The following is a 16,556-nucleotide window of genomic DNA, read 5'->3' as shown; positions in this document are numbered from 1 at the left end:
TTTTCTGAAATAAAATAGTCAAGTAAGACACAAGAATACTTCTTGTTCTAATAATTCCGCTCATTTTCTAATACTTCAATAATTGCCTCAAGATTATAAATGGTTTGATCGAGCATGTTAAGCAGTTCTTCCTGCTTTTTAGTATCTTTCGTATGTAGGCTTTCTTGCGTTAATGAATGGATGGTTTCGACCTCTTCTAGTGCACCGTCCATTGCGAGCATAGTACTGCTGTATTGGAATCTTTGTTTATCTGTCAGCAAATCTTCTTTTTCCTTATAGATTGTTGGCAAAGTTTCTAAGTCATCAATCAAGCCATCGATTGTTTTATGGGTCGTGTCAATATAATCCATTTCCTTTATTTCATCAGCATTGCTTTTTTCTTCATCATCTGTAATGTTAAATTCTTCTGATCGCTTTACTTCAAGTGAACATCCTGCCAACAAAAATAAGCTTAAGACAAAAAAAACAGCAATTCTAATCTGCATATTATCTTTATTTCCTCCAGACCATTTAATGAGTATAAGTTATATACGGGTTATGATTCAGAATTGTTTCAAATTCTGAATATGTTCTTTTCGTGCAAGTAAATTTGTAAAAAAATCAGCCGAATATCTTTATGTAAATAAAAAAAGTAAAAAAAGAGACCGTGTTGAAAACCCGGTCTCTGTTCACATCCATTTTTTAGCCCATAATTCCACAGCATCCAATGCTTTGCCTAGTTCATGGCCTTTTTTTGTCAAAGAATATTCCGTTCGTATCGGCCTCTCTGTAATAACATTGCGTATGACGATGCCGTGATGCTCAAGATCCTTAATTCTTTCATTCAGCATGCGTTTGCTGAGATCTGGAATAAAGCTGTGAATTTCACTAAATCGCTTCGGTTCATCCATTAATGCGTGAATAATAAGTCCAGTCCACTTTTTGCTGATGAATTGATACAGCTTCTCCACCTTTTCGCTTAAGTTGCGCGGAGTCTTTTCTTCGCTCATTTCCTTCATCCTCATTTTTTTAGTTATTAATGATAACCAATATATTATAAATAACATAGTTAAATAATTAAAAAAATCAGCCTTACTTACATAATATCATATAAAACGTTTTCAATAAATGATTTTGTGACAATTGTGTGGCAGTGACCGTTGACGAAGAAAAAATAGGGGAGTAGAATCTGTAACGTAAATTAACCAGTTAACTTTTAGTAACCAAGTTAAAGGAAGAAGGAATAGAAGATGAGCAAAGTTATTTTCTTAGAAAAAGACGGTTCGATTCATACAACATTAAAAGGTAAGGATGTCCTTGCAAATCCATTGCTTAATAAAGGAGTTGCCTTTACAGAAAAAGAAAGAGAGGAGCTTGGCCTTAACGGTATCTTGCCTCCAGCGGTCTTGACGCTTGAAGAGCAAGTAAAAAGAGCATATGAGCAATTTGCTTCCAAATCAAGTAATCTGGAGAAAAACAATTCATTAAATGATTTGTTCAACCGCAACGTGGTTTTATATTACAGATTGTTAACAGATCATTTGAGCGAAATGCTGCCGATTGTTTACACACCGACTGTTGGTCAATCCATCCAAGAATACAGCCACGAATATCACCGTCCAGGTGGTGTTTACCTGTCTGTTAATGATTTAGATGGAATTGAGGAAGCACTTGCGAATACTGGTGCTTCAGCAGACGATATTGATTTAATCGTTGCAACAGACTCTGAGAGCATTTTAGGTATTGGTGACTGGGGTGTCGGCGGAATCAATATCGCAATTGGAAAACTGGCTGTATATACAGCAGCTGCAGGTATCCACCCAAAACGTGTATTGCCAGTAGTGCTTGATGCAGGTACAAACAATGAAAAGCTAATTAACGATCCATTATATATCGGTAACCGCCATGAAAGAATTCGTGGTGAAAAGTATAATCAGTTCATTGATGCTTATATTGAAAAAGCACTTGACATGTTCCCGAATGCATTGCTGCACTGGGAGGATTTCGGTAATGTGAACGCACGCCATATTATTGAGAAGTATAAAGATAAAGTTTTAACATTCAATGATGACATCCAAGGTACTGGAGCAGTAACGTTAGCAGGTATTCTTTCAGGATTAAAAATCAAAAATGAATCATTAAAGGATCAACGTGTATTAGTGTTTGGACCAGGAGCTGCCGGTATTGGTAACGCAGACCAAATGAAAGATGCGATGGTTCTTGAAGGTTTGACAGAAGAAGAAGCATGTGCAAGATTCTGGGCTGTTGATCACAGAGGTCTGTTGACAGATGGCATGGACGGTATTTTGAGCTTCCAAAAACCATATGTACGTTCAGAAGCAGAAGTTGCAGGCTGGGAAAAAGAAAATGGCATTATTTCATTAATGGAGACAGTTAAACAAGTGAAGCCGACCATTTTGATTGGTACTTCAGGTGTTGCAGGTGCTTTCACAGAAGCAATCATTAAAGAAATGGCAAAACATGTTGAGCGTCCAATCATCATGCCGATGTCAAACCCAACGCATCTAGCCGAAGCAGTTCCTTCAGACCTGATTGAATGGACAGACGGAAAAGCGTTAATCGCTACTGGAAGCCCATTTGAGCCTGTTGAATATAAAGGAATTAGCTATGAAATTGGTCAATCAAACAATGCCTTTGTATTCCCAGGCCTTGGTCTTGGTTCGATTGTAGTAAAAGCTAAATTAATTACAGACAGCATGTTCATTGCATCTGCAGATGCAGTTGCAAAGCTTTGTGATACTAGCAAAGATGGAGCTTCATTGCTGCCAAGTGTTTCTCAGCTTCGTGAAGTTTCCTATGAAGTAGCAGTTGCTGTTGCTAAAGCAGCCATTGAAGATGGAGTTGCACAAGATATTCCTGCAAATGTGGAGGAAGCTGTGAAGGATGCTATGTGGTATCCAGTATATAAAGATATTGAAGCAATGTAAGTATTGTTGAAAGAAATAAGGCTTTAAAGAGGGAGGCTTTTAATCTTAGTAATACGGATTAAAAGCCGGATTTACCCTAAAGAGCAGTCTCACTTATTTTTTGAAGAATTAAAACCTACTTAATAAATAGGTTAAGTAGAGTTTAGTAGCACAATTTTTGAGCGTATTGATACGCTTTGGATAACATTTGGGGGATTTAAATTATGGGTATAGGTCAAATATTTATTATATTAATACCAATTTTCTTTGTCATTATTTTAGGTTATTTGGCAGGGTATTTTAAAAAGTTCGATGCTGCTTCATCTAAAGGCTTGAACACACTTGTTACAAAGTTTGCGTTGCCAGCACATTTATTTGTCGGAATTACAACAACTTCTAAACAAACACTTATCGATAAATGGCCTTTCTTTGTCACAATGTTCATAGGTATTATCGGTTTCTATGTAGTTCTTTTACTGATTTCACGTTTTGTATTTAAAACATCAACAACTCCAGCATCTATGTTTGCATTAAATTCTACGCAGCCATCATTTGCATTTATGGGTATACCAGTATTAGGAAGTATATTTGGGGCGGATGCAGTTGCAATCCCTATTGCGATAACTGGTGTAGTAGTTAATGCACTTCTTGATCCATTGGCTAGTATTATCGGAACTATTGGCCAGTCAAGCACCAATGCGAAGGAAAAGGGACAAAGCTTATGGAAAGTGACTGTTTCATCTATTCTGCATGGATTGTCTGAACCGCTTGCATGCGTGCCGTTGCTTGGTGTCGTTTTAATTCTTTGCGGCTTCCATTCACCAGATATACTAGCAGACAGCTTAGATGAAATTGGTTCTATCACTTCTGGTGCAGCTTTATTTGCTATTGGGGTAACAATTGGTATCCGCAATATTAAATTCAGCAAAACTGCTATCAGCATTGCCTTCATAAAAGCGATTATTCATCCGTTGGCAATGGTATTGATTGCTCTAATGATGGGATTATCTAAAACAGATATGACAAATGCAATCTTATTGGTTGCTTTCCCAGGCTCAGCAGTAGCTGCGATGATTGCAACAAGGTTTGAGACATTGGAAGCTGAAACAGCGTCCTCCTTTGTCCTCAGTGCCATCCTTTCCTTAATTACATTACCAATCTTCCTGTCTTGGTTGATGTAAGATCATTTTAACAGGCTGGGACACAAGTATGTAAAATACGAATCAAAACCAAACTATTTTTATCATTTATTGATTAATAGTTTGGTTTTTTTTGTTTCGATTATATACAATAATTAAAAATCTTAGTGGAATCGAGCAAAGGTCACTCGACTCCTGCGGGAAATAGAGGGAAGGATGAGACCCAGCAGGCGAAGACGAGGAGGCTCATCTTTCTCCCCGCGGAAAGCAAAGTGGCCGAGAGCGCAATGAAACGAACTAATTTTAAAGCCGTATTGAATAATACCAAGCTTTATTGTTTCTAAGTTTAAGTTAGATGGAATATTATTATTCGTGTTTAGATGGGTTATATTTTGTATTGGCTCATCTTTATCGTTGCAAGGTTATTTTTTAGAAGGATTACGAAAATGACAATCAGTCGAAAAGTATAAAGAAATCATAAATTTTTCATTCTTTTTGTAAACTTTGTTGTAAAGATTTGCTTTCCCATGTTTAACCTGTTACTATAAAGGAGACTTATTTTTGTTCGAAGTAAATAGTTAGGATAGAACATTCTTTATTTTTTATGAAGAGCAAGGATAGTAATACATAGTGTGTGAAGCACATAGGAGGAAACAAAAATGGCTACAGGTAAAGTAAAATGGTTCAACGCTGAAAAAGGATTTGGTTTCATCGAAACTTCAGAAGGACAAGATGTATTCGTACATTTCAGTGCTATTCAATCTGAAGGTTTCAAAACTTTGGATGAGGGCCAAGAAGTTTCTTTTGACATAGAAGAAGGACAACGCGGACCACAAGCTGCTAACGTTACTAAAGCTTAATTAACTTTCAACAAAAACAGACTCTAACTTTCGTTAGAGTCTGTTTTACTATCAACACAATTTCTAGTTTAGGAGTGTGTGTATATGACATTGATATTTGCTCACAGAGGTTATTCTGCCCGTTTTCCTGAAAATACGATGATAGCTTTCACGGAAGCAGAGAAGGCTTCAGCGAACGGAATTGAGCTGGATGTGCAAATGACGAAGGATGGCGAATTAGTCATCATTCATGATGAAACAGTGGACCGCACGACAAATGGAACTGGATTTGTTGCAGAACATACTTTTAGTGAGTTAAGGAAATTACAAGCTTCTTATAAATTTGCTGGTGTTAACGAAAAGATACCTTCATTAAAAGAGCTGTTTGAATGGATGCAGGGCAACTCCTTATTATGCAATATTGAGTTTAAAAACAATAATGTCCCATATGATGGCATGGAAGAAAAAACAATTAATCTTATTTCTGAGTTTGGATTAGGTGACCGGATTATCTTTTCTTCCTTTAATCATTACAGCATGGTGCTCAGCCACCGAATTGCCCCAGAAATAGAAACAGCCGCACTGCTTTCAGATAGAATATATCAGCCATGGATTTATGCAACAGCAATCAAGGCTAAAGGAATTCATCCTAATTACAAAAGGATCACCATTCCAATGGTGGAGCAGGCTGAAAGGTTTGGCATAAGTGTTAGGCCTTATACCGTTAATGATGCAATGAAAATGACAGAGTTTATCCAAGCCGGAGCGTCCGCTATTATTACGGATGAACCAGTTCAAGCTATGCAAATTCTTCAGGCATCCTCTAAATAGGACTGTGCGGTTCCTGCTACTAATGCAGGTACCTTTTTTATGTAAAAAATGTAAGCGTTTAAATTGAATAAATTATCAGAATACATAAAAATCGAGAAAAAATTTGCATGGAATTGCAAATATGTTTATAGTATAGATATGAAATAAATTGCACGGTTAATATTTTATGATTATGCAAAAAGTGAGGTTTTTGCAAATGGATTTATCCTATCAATCAACAGAACAATCGATCTTTCAGGACTTAAAAGAAGCGGTCGTGCTCATTGATAAACAAGGAAGAATTGTTTATTACAACCAGCAGGCAAGCACGCTTGCTGCACATCAGAACAAAAGGCCGTTAGCGAAGGATGCGCATATTCTTGATGTCTTTCCTAAAGCAGAGCTGATGAGAGTGCTCCAGACGAAAAAGGCAGAAATCAGAAAGTTATTCCGTCTGTCTGAACATATTTCCGTGCATGTGTCCCGTTTTCCCCTTTTAAACAAGGATGGAGAATTGCTTGGAGCAGCTGCGATAATTCAGCAGGATAGGGCATTGGAAGAGGATTGGCGTGTTGATGAATACATACAACAGGGAATGCAGGCAGTACTGCAAAACGCATCACAAGCATTTGTGATTATGGATGAAAATCTGTTAGTTATCTTGCAAAATCCTGCATATGAGAAGTTTCAGTATTTATTAAAGAAAGACAGTTCTGCTGAAGCGGAATGGAAGGAACAGCTCAGTAATGTGAGCAAAAAGACGATGGAGACTAGAAGGACTGTTGTGCAAAAAGTGGCAGGACCTTCAATAGAAGGAAATATTAGATGTATTCCTAACTTGATCGATGGGATATGGAAGGGCTGTATTCTGTTTATTGATTATGATATAGAGCAGGCGGAACTAAGGAAGAAGCTTGAGCAATCTAGAAAAATTATTCGTACATTAGAAGCACAAAGCCGGTTTGAAGACTTTACAGCAGAGTCCCCGCGGATGAAGATGGCTGTGCAGCAGGGGAAAATAGCAGCTGATATGGATTATACCGTGTTTTTGCGTGGTCTTGCCGGTACTGGCAAGAAAATGTTTGCAAATGCCATCCATAATGAGGGGAAGAGAAGATATCAAGCATTTACTGCTATTGATTGTTTGCAAGAGCAGGAAAAAGTTTCAGCGTTTTTGGAAATGCTTAGAAGTGAAGATACTTCCCTGCAGCCTTCAGGTACGGTGTATATGGAAAATATTACAGATCTATCTATGGAGCAGCAAAAAAAGCTGCATCTCATCTGTTCCAATCAAGATGAAACTGCCGGATACCGTTTAGTTCTCTCCGCTTCTGTTAATGTGGAAACGGCAATGATGAAAGGTTTGTTTCTGCAGGAACTATATTATGAACTGCTGCAGACGAGCATTCATCTCCCTTCCCTTAAAGAAAGGAAAGAGGATATAGCTCCACTGGTGAAGGAATGGATACAACTAGCCAATAAGGAGTATGGCAGCTGTGTTGCTTCTGTTGACAACACTGCAATAGAAGCATTGCAAAGCTTCCCGTTTGAACATCATTTCAGAGAAATGCGGGCTGTTGTTTTTCATTCACTTGCAAAAATAGATAGACAGAAAACAATCCTTAAAGAAGCTGATCTCGCTTTTTCAAGCAGCACTGCTGACAACAGTCAGAATGCAATCCTTCTAGAACCAGAAGATAAACCGCTTTCTGAGCTTGTTGAGGAATATGAAAAAGTTATTATCGAGCGTACATTGGCAAAACTTGATGGAAACAAGACGTTAACAGCGAAGAAGCTAGGCTTATCTGTCCGGAATTTATATTATAAATTGGAAAAATATCATTTGAACTAACAAATAAAAACTGTCTGGACAGGGAGGATTATCAAAGATGATGGAAAAACATCGAATATTAGTCATAAACCCTAAATCCGAATCAACAGTTATTTCCCTATATGAAAATGAAGTGCCAATCTTTGAGCAATCTATCATGCAGGAGGATACAGCAGATTATCCTAACATCGCTGCCCAGGCGCCTGCAAGGACGAAGAAGGTTCTGGATTTTCTTCTATCTGAAGGATTTAATCTTTCCAGGCTTGACGCAATTGCCGGAATAGGCGGCTTGTTAAAGCCGATTGAAGGCGGAACATATATGGTGGACAGTGCGATGATAGCAGATCTTAAGGCAGGCGAAAGAGGAGAGCATCCTTCCAATCTTGGCGGATTAATAGCAGCGGAGATTGCCGCGGGATTAAATATCCCTGCTTTTATCACTGATCCAGTTGTGGTTGATGAACTTGAAGACATTGCCCGAATATCAGGATATCCCCTTATTTCCAGAAAAAGTGTCTTTCATGCATTAAATCATAAAGCAAGCGGCAGAAGGGCTGCGATGGAGCTTGGCAGGTCCTATGAGGATTGTAATTTTATAGTAGCCCATTTAGGAGACGGAATTACGGTCGGAGCACATAGGTGCGGAAAAGTCATTGATGTTAATAATGGTCTGAACGGAGAAGGGCCCTTCAGCCCTGAAAGAGCTGGAAGTCTTCCACATGGTGATTTGGTCGACCTCTGCTATTCCGGCAAATACAGCTATAAGGAAATGAAAGAGCAGCTGCTGTACCACGCAGGTATAAACAGCTATTTGCACAAAAAGGAACTCCGTCAATTAGAAGCCGGTATCAAGGAAGGCAGCACGCAGGATAAGCTCATTTTCGATGCACTTTCTTATCAGATTGCAAAAGAGATTGGCAGTGCAAGTACTGTTCTTGCCGGCAGAATTGATGCAATCATCTTGACAGGGGTTATGGCTTACAGCACGATGCTTGTGGACGAAATTGTCGAACGGACTAAATGGATAGCAGATGTGTTCACATACCCGGGTGAAAATGATATGCAATCATTAGCAAATGGATGTTTACGTGTTCTTCGCGGGGAAGAGCAAGCAAAAGCATATAACATAAAGTAATTTTTTAGGAGAGTGAATATAGTGGCTAACGAATATGATTTAGTTATTTTAGGAGGCGGGACAGGCGGTTATGTTGCGGCAATCCGCGCTTCCCAATTAGGTTTAAAAACAGCCATAGTCGAAAAAGGCAAACTCGGCGGTACATGCCTCCATAATGGCTGTATCCCAAGCAAAGCCTTACTGAGAAGTGCAGAGGTTTATTCAACGGCTAAAAGAAGCGAGGACTTCGGTGTGCTTGTGAATGATGTGAGCTTTGATTTTGGAAAGGTTCAAGCAAGAAAAAATAGTATTGTCACCCAGCTGCATAAAGGTGTCGAGTATTTGATGAAGAAAGGGAAAATCGACGTATATGAAGGGAAAGGAAGAATTCTCGGTCCATCTATATTCTCTCCCATTCCAGGGACTATCTCTGTTGAGATGAATAACGGAGAAGAAAACGAGATGCTGCTTCCTAAAAACGTGATTGTCTCTACTGGTTCAAGACCTAATACATTGCCCGGACTCGAGATTGACGGAGAGTTGATTATCAGCTCAGAAGAAGCATTAAAAATGGATAAACTTCCAAAATCAATCCTTATTGTCGGCGGCGGTGTCATCGGTGTAGAATGGGCTTCCATGCTTGCTGATTTTGATGTAGATGTGACCTTAATAGAATACAGCGACACAATTGTGCCAACAGAGGATAAAGATATTCGCCTTGAACTGAAGAAGCAGCTGGAGAAAAAAGGTGTCAAGGTTGTCATAGGTGCTAAAGTATTGCCTGAAACGCTGGAGAAAAATGAGCATGTCACTGTTCAAGCAGAAATAAAGGGTGAAAAGGTGTTCTTTTCAGGCGAAAAGCTGCTTGTTTCAGTCGGCAGAATCGGCAATGTGGAAGGATTGGGTTTGGAAAATACAGAAATCATCTTCGACAATAATACCATACAGGTAAATGAGAATTTCCAGACGAAGGAAGCTCATATTTATGCGATTGGCGATGTTATTGGAGGACTTCAGCTGGCCCATGTTGCTTCCCATGAAGGGATAAAGGCTGTCGAGCATATTGCAGGATTGCAGCCAGAGCGGCTAGATTACAAAAAAATCGCAAAATGTATCTATACTAGTCCAGAAATAGCGAGTATTGGATATACAGAAGAAGAAGCAATAAATGCAGGCTTTACAATTAAAAAAGGGAAATTCTCCTTCCAGGCAGTCGGAAAAGCACTAGTATACGGCGAACCGGAAGGCTTTGTCAAAATAATTGCTGACAGGCAAACAGATGATATATTAGGTGTTCATATTATCGGACCTCATGCTACTGACATGATTTCAGAAGCAGCGCTAGCTGCCACACTGGATGCCGCTCCATGGGAAATAGGAGCAACGATACACCCTCATCCGACATTATCTGAAGCAATCGGAGAGGCTGCATTAGCAGTTGATGGAAAGGAGATACACGGATGACGCAAATAGCTGGAGATAAAAAAGTGAGACAAGGAAATGTAGGAGGTAATCAAATGGTAGAAAAGCGCCATTTAAATGCAGGATTAACAGATGAGCAAGTACTTGAAATGTATAGATATATGCTATTAGCACGACGTATCGATGAAAGGATGTGGCTTTTAAACCGCTCTGGAAAAATTCCTTTCGTTGTGTCCTGCCAAGGCCAGGAGGCAGCGCAAGTAGGTACGGCATTCGCCTTTGACCGAGCTAAAGATTATTCATTGCCGTATTACAGAGACTTAGGTGTTGTGCTTGCATTCGGACAAACGCCAAGAGAAATTATGCTGCAAGGGTTTGCTAAAGCAGAAGATCCTAACTCAGGCGGCAGACAAATGCCAGGACATTTCGGACAGAAAAAGAACCGCATCGTAACTGGTTCTTCACCTGTAACTACACAAGTTCCACATGCTGTGGGCATTGCCTTGGCTGGTAAAATTGAGAAGAAAGATTTTGTAACATACGTCAGCTTTGGAGAAGGTTCCTCCAACCAGGGAGATTTCCATGAAGGTGCGAACTTTGCTGGAGTACATAAACTCCCAGTCATTTTCGTTTGTGAAAATAACAAATATGCTATCTCTGTTCCAATCGAAAAGCAATTAGCTTGCGAAAATGTGTCAGACAGAGCCATCGGTTATGGCATGCCAGGATATACAGTGGACGGCAATGATCCAATTGAGGTATATCGTGTCACTAAAGAAGCAGTTGACAGAGCAAGAAGAGGGGAAGGACCGACTCTTATTGAGACAGTCTCTTATCGTTTAACTCCTCACTCTTCTGACGATGATGACAGAACTTACAGAGGCCGCGAGGAAGTAGCAGAAGCGAAGGCGAAGGACCCTGTTATCACATTTAAAAATTATTTAACAGAAGTTGGTGTCCTGACAGAAGAAATGGACCAAGAGCTGAATGCTGATATTATGGAAATTATCAATGAAGCAACTGAATATGCAGAAAAGGCTCCATATGCAAAACCAGAAGACTCAATGAATTATGTGTACGGGAATTAAGGGGGAAAGAAATAATGGCAGTTATTTCATATATTGATGCAGTTACTATGGCCATCAGAGAAGAGATGGAAAGAGATGAAAAGGTATTTATCCTAGGAGAAGATGTCGGTGTGAAAGGTGGCGTATTTAAGGCGACAACCGGCTTATATGAACAATTCGGTGAAGAAAGAGTCATCGATGCACCACTTGCAGAATCTGCGATTGCGGGAGTCGGTATCGGTGCCGCGATGTACGGTATGAAGCCGATTGCGGAAATGCAGTTTGCTGATTTCATCATGCCTGCTGTAAACCAAATTGTTTCAGAGGCAGCAAAGATTCGTTACCGCTCTAACAATGACTGGACTTGTCCAATTGTTATTCGCGCACCATACGGCGGAGGAATTCATGGCGCTCTTTATCATTCGCAATCAGTGGAAGCAATGTTTGCCAATACGCCTGGATTGAAAATTGTTATGCCTTCCACACCGTATGATGTGAAGGGATTGCTAAAAGCAGCTGTTCGTGATCCAGATCCTGTTCTTTTCTTTGAACATAAGCGTGCATACCGCCTGATTAAAGGGGAAGTGCCTGAGGATGATTATGTACTGCCGATCGGAAAGGCAGATGTAAAAAGAGAAGGAGAAGATATTACAGTCATTACATACGGACTATGTGTACATTTCGCACTGCAGGCAGCAGAAAAGCTTGCGCAAGACGGAATATCTGCACATGTATTGGATTTGCGTACTGTTTATCCTCTTGACCAAGAAGCAATTATTGAGGCAGCTTCTAAAACAGGGAAGGTTCTGTTAATAACAGAAGACAACAAAGAAGGCAGCATCATCAGTGAGGTTGCGGCAATTATTGCAGAGAACTGCCTGTTTGACTTGGATGCACCAATCATGAGGCTCGCTGGACCAGATATTCCTGCTATGCCATATGCACCGACGATGGAAAAACACTTCATTGTCAGCCCGGAAAAAGTCGAAAATGCTATGCGTAAGCTCGCAGAATTTTAATGATTTGAGTGATAAGGAGGGATAACATGTCCAGTGAAAAGATTACCATGCCAAAGCTTGGAGAGAGCGTAACAGAAGGAACAATCAGCAAATGGCTCGTTTCTGTTGGAGATACTGTCAACAAATATGAACCATTGGCTGAGGTAATGACAGATAAAGTCAACGCAGAAATACCTTCGTCTTTTTCAGGCAGTGTTAAAGAACTGATTGCAGGAGAAGGAGATACACTGCAAGTCGGTGAAGTCATTTGCATCATTGATGTAGAAGGAGCAGAAGAAGTGACAGCAGCAGCTCCTGCTGTCAAAGAAACAGCATCAAGCAATACAACAGAAAAGCCTGCAGCAGGCAAAGCAAGATATTCACCTGCAGTACTGCGCCTATCCCAAGAAGCAGGAATTGATCTAAGCCAGATAACAGGCAGTGGATTAGGCGGCCGAATTACAAGGAAAGATGTCTTAGCTGCTATTAACAGTGGCCAATCGATACAGCAGCCTGTTGCTGCACCAGAAAAAATCGACGTGCAAAAAGAGCAGCAAGTACACGTAGCTGTACAGCAAACAGCTCCAGCTCCTCAAGTTGTTGATGCTCAAGCAGTTCCTGGTGATATCGAGATTCCAGTAACAGGTGTGCGCAAGGCGATTGCCGCTAATATGAAGAAAAGCAAGCAAGATATTCCTCATGCTTGGACAATGATCGAGGTCGATGCAACAAAGCTTGTTCAATACCGAAACGAGGTCAAAGACTCCTTTAAAAAAGCAGAAGGCTATAACCTTACGTATTTTGCCTTCTTCGTTAAAGCAGTTGCGCAAACATTAAAGGAATTCCCGGAAATTAACTCAACATGGGCTGGCGATAAAATCATTCGCAAAAAAGATGTAAATATTTCTATAGCTGTCGCAACAGAAGATGCACTATTTGTACCAGTTATCAAAAATGCCGATGAGAAATCCCTTAAAGGAATTGCAAGAGAAATTACGGAACTTGCTGCAAAAGCAAGAAACGGTACATTGCAGCTTCATGAAATGGAGGGAGGAACCTTTACTGTGAATAACACAGGTTCCTTTGGTTCAGTTCAGTCAATGGGTATTATTAATCACCCGCAAGCGGCAATCCTGCAGGTTGAGTCGATTGTTAAGCGTCCTGTTATTAAGGATGGCATGATTGCAATTAGCGATATGGTTAATTTGTGTATGTCTCTTGACCATCGTGTGCTTGATGGTTTGGTATGTGGAAGATTTATGCAGCGTTTGAAAGAAAGATTAGAAAATACAACAAAAGACAATACGCCAATCTATTAATAGAAGATAAAACATATTAATTGAAAGTTGCGGGTCAATTGATAATAATAAGATAGATAAGTAAATACTGGACATAATGTCTTAATCAAATAAATCGGAGGGGCAAAATAATGAATATCGATTTTAATTTATTCATGAACGATGTTGTTCGCCAAGCACGCCAGGACATGGAAGAAGCTGGCTATACAGAGCTTACTACACCTGAGGCAGTAGATGAGGCTTTTGCTAAAGAAGGAACTACATTAGTGATGGTCAATTCTGTGTGCGGATGTGCAGGAGGTATTGCCCGTCCAGCTGCAGGATATTCCCTACATTATAAGAAGAAGCCGAATCATCTCGTAACGGTTTTCGCTGGACAGGATAAAGAAGCAACAGAAAAAGCAAGATCATACTTTACAGGATATGCACCATCCTCACCATCCTTTGCCTTATTAAAAGACGGGCAAATTGTGAAGATGGTAGAACGTCATGAAATCGAAGGCCATGATCCAATGGAAGTTGTCGGGAAACTGCAAAATGCATTTGAAGAATATTGTGAGGAAGTATAAACTTTCAAAATAAGTAAAAGATAGGCAGAGGAAATTATCCTCTGTCTTTTATTATAAAGTTTTTTCAGAAAAGTAGTTAAATTCATCCTTTTGGAAAATTATTTTTTTAAATGAATTTGTATAAAGTGTATTGAATAATTATTAGTTTGTGTTAAAATGCATATAGTTGTATGAATATAACTCTCATGAGAACGAAAAAACATCGCGCAAAATACATCATATTGATTATAGGGGGAAAACTTTATGAAAAAACTAATGGCACTTATGCTGTTAATGATAGCAATTCTAGCAGGTTGTGGTACAAGCACAGATGACAGCAACAGCGGAAGTTCTTCTGATAAAAAAGAACTTATTATGGGAACATCAGCTGACTATCCACCGTTTGAATACATTGATTCAGCAAAAAGTGAAGATATTATCGGATTCGATATTGATTTAGCAAATGCACTTGGTGAAAAACTGGGCTATACAATTAAAGTGAAAGACTTTGATTTCAGCGGTTTGATTCCAGCAATCCAAGCAGGCCAAGTGGACTTAGTTATGTCAGGTATGTCACCTACACCTGAAAGAAAAGAAAATGTTGATTTCAGTGATATTTACTATACTGCTCAAGATTTAGTTATTACAAAAAAAGACAGCAATATTAACAGCGTGGAAGATTTGAAAGGCAAAACAATCGGCGTACAGCTTGCATCCATTCAAGAAGATGCTGCAAATGAAATCGCAAAAAAAGTTGATGTGAAAGTCGAAAACCGTGACCGTATTCCACAGTTGGTGGAAGAAATTAAAGCAGGCAGATTTGATGCAGCAATCATTGAAGATGTAGTAGCACAAGGGTATTTGAAAAAGGATGATACTTTAAGCTCCTTTACTGCAACAGAAGCAAATGACGATGCTGGTTCTGCAATCGCGTTTCCAAAAGACAGTGATTTAACAGCGAAGTTTAATGAAGAATTGAATAAAATGAAAGAAAACGGCGAGTTGGATAAGTTAATTGTTAAATGGTTTGATAACTAACATAAATAAATAGCTTAAATAAGAAAAACGTTTAAAGAGACTCTCTTTAACGTTTTCTTATTTTTTGAAAGGATTGAGTCATTGTATGGAATTGGATTTTCAACAGTTTATTCCATCCCTTCCTTTTCTATTAAAAGGAATTATCGTTACATTAAAAATCGTATTTGTTGCAGGAATATTAGGCTTTGTATTAGGGATTGTCCTATCGATCTTAAAAATTAGCAAATTCCCAGTATTGAGCTGGATTGCAGATGCATATACGTCTATTTTTAGAGGAACGCCGCTTGTTCTTCAGTTAATGATTATTTATTACGGCACACCGCAAATTACAGGTGTGCAAATTGAACCAGCTGCAGCGGCAATCATGTCATTCGGGTTAAACTCAGCTGCCTATATTTCTGAGATTATCCGCGCAGGAATTCTGGCTGTGGATAAAGGCCAAAAGGAAGCAGCGCTTGCTCTTGGAGTTAGCAACAGACAAGCAATGTTCGATTTAATTCTTCCACAAGCACTGAAAAACATTTTTCCAGCACTTATAAACGAAGCGGTTTCTTTAACGAAGGAATCAGCAATCGTTACAGTTATTGGTGTTACGGACATAATGAGAAGGGCTTATATAATGGGTGGAGACAAATTTTCCTATTTCGAACCATTATTGCTTGCAGGGGTAATTTATTATGTAATGGTAATGGTGCTGACATTGCTTGCGAAGGTTCTTGAAAGGAGAATGAGAAGAAGTGATTAATGTTCAACAATTGCATAAATCATTCGGTTCCTTACAAGTTTTGAAAGGAATCTCAACAGAAATAAAAAAAGGTGAGGTAGTGACAATTATCGGGCCATCTGGTTCTGGTAAATCCACTTTCCTGCGCTGCCTGAATTTATTAGAAGTGCCGACTGAAGGTAAAATTTTCATTGATAATGTGGAAGTTACAGCTAAGAAGGCTAACATTAAAAAAATGAGAGAAAATGTCGGAATGGTATTCCAGCACTTTCATCTTTTCCCGCATAAGACTGTCCTGCAAAATGTCACTTATGCACCAATTAAAGTTAAAGGTATGAGCAAATCTGAGGCTGAAAAGCAAGGGAAAGAGTTGCTGCAGAAAGTCGGCTTGGCTGAAAAGGCTAATGAATATCCGAATCGTCTTTCTGGCGGACAAAAGCAAAGGGTAGCAATTGCCAGAGCACTTGCTATGAATCCAGAGGTTATTTTGTTCGATGAACCTACTTCAGCTTTAGATCCGGAAATGGTTAAGGAAGTACTTGAAGTTATGAAATCATTGGCGAATACAGGGATTACGATGCTGATTGTTACACACGAAATGGGCTTTGCTAGAGAAGCTGCAAGCAGAGTATTGTTCTTGGATCAAGGCTCAATCGTTGAGGATGCGCCGCCTGCAGAGTTCTTTTCAAATCCGAAAAGTGCAAGAGCGAAAGAGTTTTTAGAAAAAATGCTGTAATAGTAAAAAGCTGTCTTGATAAAAGGCAGCTTTTTTTATTTTACTGGTTATTAGACATGATAATCTTTCCCAAAGACTTGCTATCT

At 39.3% G+C, this 16,556-nt stretch carries 16 protein-coding genes; 14 read left to right on the top strand and 2 right to left on the bottom strand.

Annotated features, from left to right (window positions below; all coding sequences use genetic code 11):
• Window positions 1-47: 47 nt before the first annotated feature.
• Both L8T27_RS13010 and L8T27_RS13005 read right to left on the bottom strand, forming a co-directional pair.
• Window positions 48-485 carry a hypothetical protein gene (locus tag L8T27_RS13010; protein WP_237941687.1) on the bottom strand — a complete coding sequence of 146 codons (438 nt, stop codon included), beginning with the start codon at window positions 483-485 and terminating at the stop codon, window positions 48-50.
• Between the two features lie 183 nt (window positions 486-668).
• Complete coding sequence (locus L8T27_RS13005; protein ID WP_233313224.1) at window positions 669-989, bottom strand: winged helix-turn-helix transcriptional regulator; 321 nt, start codon at window positions 987-989, stop codon at window positions 669-671.
• Window positions 990-1,229: 240 nt separating this feature from the next.
• Between L8T27_RS13005 and L8T27_RS13000 the strand changes: the two genes are divergently transcribed.
• The 14 genes from L8T27_RS13000 to L8T27_RS12935 all read left to right on the top strand — a co-directional run bounded on the left by L8T27_RS13000 (window position 1,230) and on the right by L8T27_RS12935 (window position 16,470).
• Entirely contained in the window at window positions 1,230-2,927 is a 1,698-nt protein-coding gene (locus L8T27_RS13000; RefSeq protein WP_233313225.1) for an NAD-dependent malic enzyme, read from the top strand.
• A gap of 203 nt (window positions 2,928-3,130) precedes the next feature.
• Window positions 3,131-4,087, top strand: coding sequence for an AEC family transporter (locus tag L8T27_RS12995; RefSeq protein ID WP_233313226.1), 957 nt, complete (start codon window positions 3,131-3,133; stop codon window positions 4,085-4,087).
• A 617-nt stretch (window positions 4,088-4,704) separates the two neighbouring features.
• Window positions 4,705-4,905, top strand: coding sequence for a cold-shock protein (locus L8T27_RS12990; protein WP_127737529.1), 201 nt, complete (start codon window positions 4,705-4,707; stop codon window positions 4,903-4,905).
• Between the two features lie 84 nt (window positions 4,906-4,989).
• A complete protein-coding gene (locus tag L8T27_RS12985) occupies window positions 4,990-5,715 on the top strand; it encodes a glycerophosphodiester phosphodiesterase (RefSeq protein WP_233313227.1) in 726 nt (241 codons plus the stop codon).
• 196 nt (window positions 5,716-5,911) lie between these two features.
• Entirely contained in the window at window positions 5,912-7,546 is a 1,635-nt protein-coding gene (locus tag L8T27_RS12980; protein ID WP_233313228.1) for a sigma 54-interacting transcriptional regulator, read from the top strand.
• Between the two features lie 40 nt (window positions 7,547-7,586).
• Window positions 7,587-8,660 carry a butyrate kinase gene (gene buk / locus L8T27_RS12975; protein ID WP_233314713.1) on the top strand — a complete coding sequence of 358 codons (1,074 nt, stop codon included), beginning with the start codon at window positions 7,587-7,589 and terminating at the stop codon, window positions 8,658-8,660.
• A 21-nt stretch (window positions 8,661-8,681) separates the two neighbouring features.
• Window positions 8,682-10,103 (top strand): dihydrolipoyl dehydrogenase, encoded by a 1,422-nt coding sequence (gene lpdA / locus L8T27_RS12970; RefSeq protein ID WP_233313229.1) that lies wholly within the window; start codon window positions 8,682-8,684, stop codon window positions 10,101-10,103.
• 53 nt (window positions 10,104-10,156) lie between these two features.
• Window positions 10,157-11,149, top strand: coding sequence for a thiamine pyrophosphate-dependent dehydrogenase E1 component subunit alpha (locus L8T27_RS12965; RefSeq protein ID WP_233314714.1), 993 nt, complete (start codon window positions 10,157-10,159; stop codon window positions 11,147-11,149).
• 14 nt (window positions 11,150-11,163) lie between these two features.
• A complete protein-coding gene (locus tag L8T27_RS12960) occupies window positions 11,164-12,147 on the top strand; it encodes an alpha-ketoacid dehydrogenase subunit beta (protein ID WP_233313230.1) in 984 nt (327 codons plus the stop codon).
• 26 nt (window positions 12,148-12,173) lie between these two features.
• Entirely contained in the window at window positions 12,174-13,445 is a 1,272-nt protein-coding gene (locus L8T27_RS12955) for a dihydrolipoamide acetyltransferase family protein (RefSeq protein WP_237941686.1), read from the top strand.
• A gap of 110 nt (window positions 13,446-13,555) precedes the next feature.
• Window positions 13,556-13,993, top strand: coding sequence for a BrxA/BrxB family bacilliredoxin (locus tag L8T27_RS12950; protein ID WP_233313233.1), 438 nt, complete (start codon window positions 13,556-13,558; stop codon window positions 13,991-13,993).
• Window positions 13,994-14,236: 243 nt separating this feature from the next.
• A complete protein-coding gene (locus L8T27_RS12945) occupies window positions 14,237-15,010 on the top strand; it encodes a transporter substrate-binding domain-containing protein (RefSeq protein WP_233313234.1) in 774 nt (257 codons plus the stop codon).
• Window positions 15,011-15,095: 85 nt separating this feature from the next.
• Complete coding sequence (locus tag L8T27_RS12940; protein ID WP_233313235.1) at window positions 15,096-15,755, top strand: amino acid ABC transporter permease; 660 nt, start codon at window positions 15,096-15,098, stop codon at window positions 15,753-15,755.
• Window positions 15,748-16,470, top strand: a complete 723-nt coding sequence (locus L8T27_RS12935; protein ID WP_233313237.1) for an amino acid ABC transporter ATP-binding protein — start codon at window positions 15,748-15,750, stop codon at window positions 16,468-16,470. Before L8T27_RS12940 ends, L8T27_RS12935 begins: the two co-directional genes overlap by 8 nt.
• Window positions 16,471-16,556 lie beyond the last annotated feature (86 nt).

Origin of the sequence: Niallia sp. Man26 (genome assembly GCF_022049065.2) — a bacterium.
GTDB lineage: Bacteria > Bacillota > Bacilli > Bacillales > Cytobacillaceae > Niallia.
This window is presented reverse-complemented; position numbering and strand designations above follow the sequence as displayed.

Coding starts and splice junctions, on each gene's coding strand:
- L8T27_RS13010 (WP_237941687.1), bottom strand. CDS start 485: ATGCAGATTAGAATTGCTGTTTTTTTTGTCTTAAGCTTATTTTTGTTG.
- L8T27_RS13005 (WP_233313224.1), bottom strand. CDS start 989: ATGAGCGAAGAAAAGACTCCGCGCAACTTAAGCGAAAAGGTGGAGAAG.
- L8T27_RS13000 (WP_233313225.1), top strand. CDS start 1,230: ATGAGCAAAGTTATTTTCTTAGAAAAAGACGGTTCGATTCATACAACA.
- L8T27_RS12995 (WP_233313226.1), top strand. CDS start 3,131: ATGGGTATAGGTCAAATATTTATTATATTAATACCAATTTTCTTTGTC.
- L8T27_RS12990 (WP_127737529.1), top strand. CDS start 4,705: ATGGCTACAGGTAAAGTAAAATGGTTCAACGCTGAAAAAGGATTTGGT.
- L8T27_RS12985 (WP_233313227.1), top strand. CDS start 4,990: ATGACATTGATATTTGCTCACAGAGGTTATTCTGCCCGTTTTCCTGAA.
- L8T27_RS12980 (WP_233313228.1), top strand. CDS start 5,912: ATGGATTTATCCTATCAATCAACAGAACAATCGATCTTTCAGGACTTA.
- buk (WP_233314713.1), top strand. CDS start 7,587: ATGGAAAAACATCGAATATTAGTCATAAACCCTAAATCCGAATCAACA.
- L8T27_RS12965 (WP_233314714.1), top strand. CDS start 10,157: ATGGTAGAAAAGCGCCATTTAAATGCAGGATTAACAGATGAGCAAGTA.
- L8T27_RS12960 (WP_233313230.1), top strand. CDS start 11,164: ATGGCAGTTATTTCATATATTGATGCAGTTACTATGGCCATCAGAGAA.
- L8T27_RS12955 (WP_237941686.1), top strand. CDS start 12,174: ATGTCCAGTGAAAAGATTACCATGCCAAAGCTTGGAGAGAGCGTAACA.
- L8T27_RS12950 (WP_233313233.1), top strand. CDS start 13,556: ATGAATATCGATTTTAATTTATTCATGAACGATGTTGTTCGCCAAGCA.
- L8T27_RS12945 (WP_233313234.1), top strand. CDS start 14,237: ATGAAAAAACTAATGGCACTTATGCTGTTAATGATAGCAATTCTAGCA.
- L8T27_RS12940 (WP_233313235.1), top strand. CDS start 15,096: ATGGAATTGGATTTTCAACAGTTTATTCCATCCCTTCCTTTTCTATTA.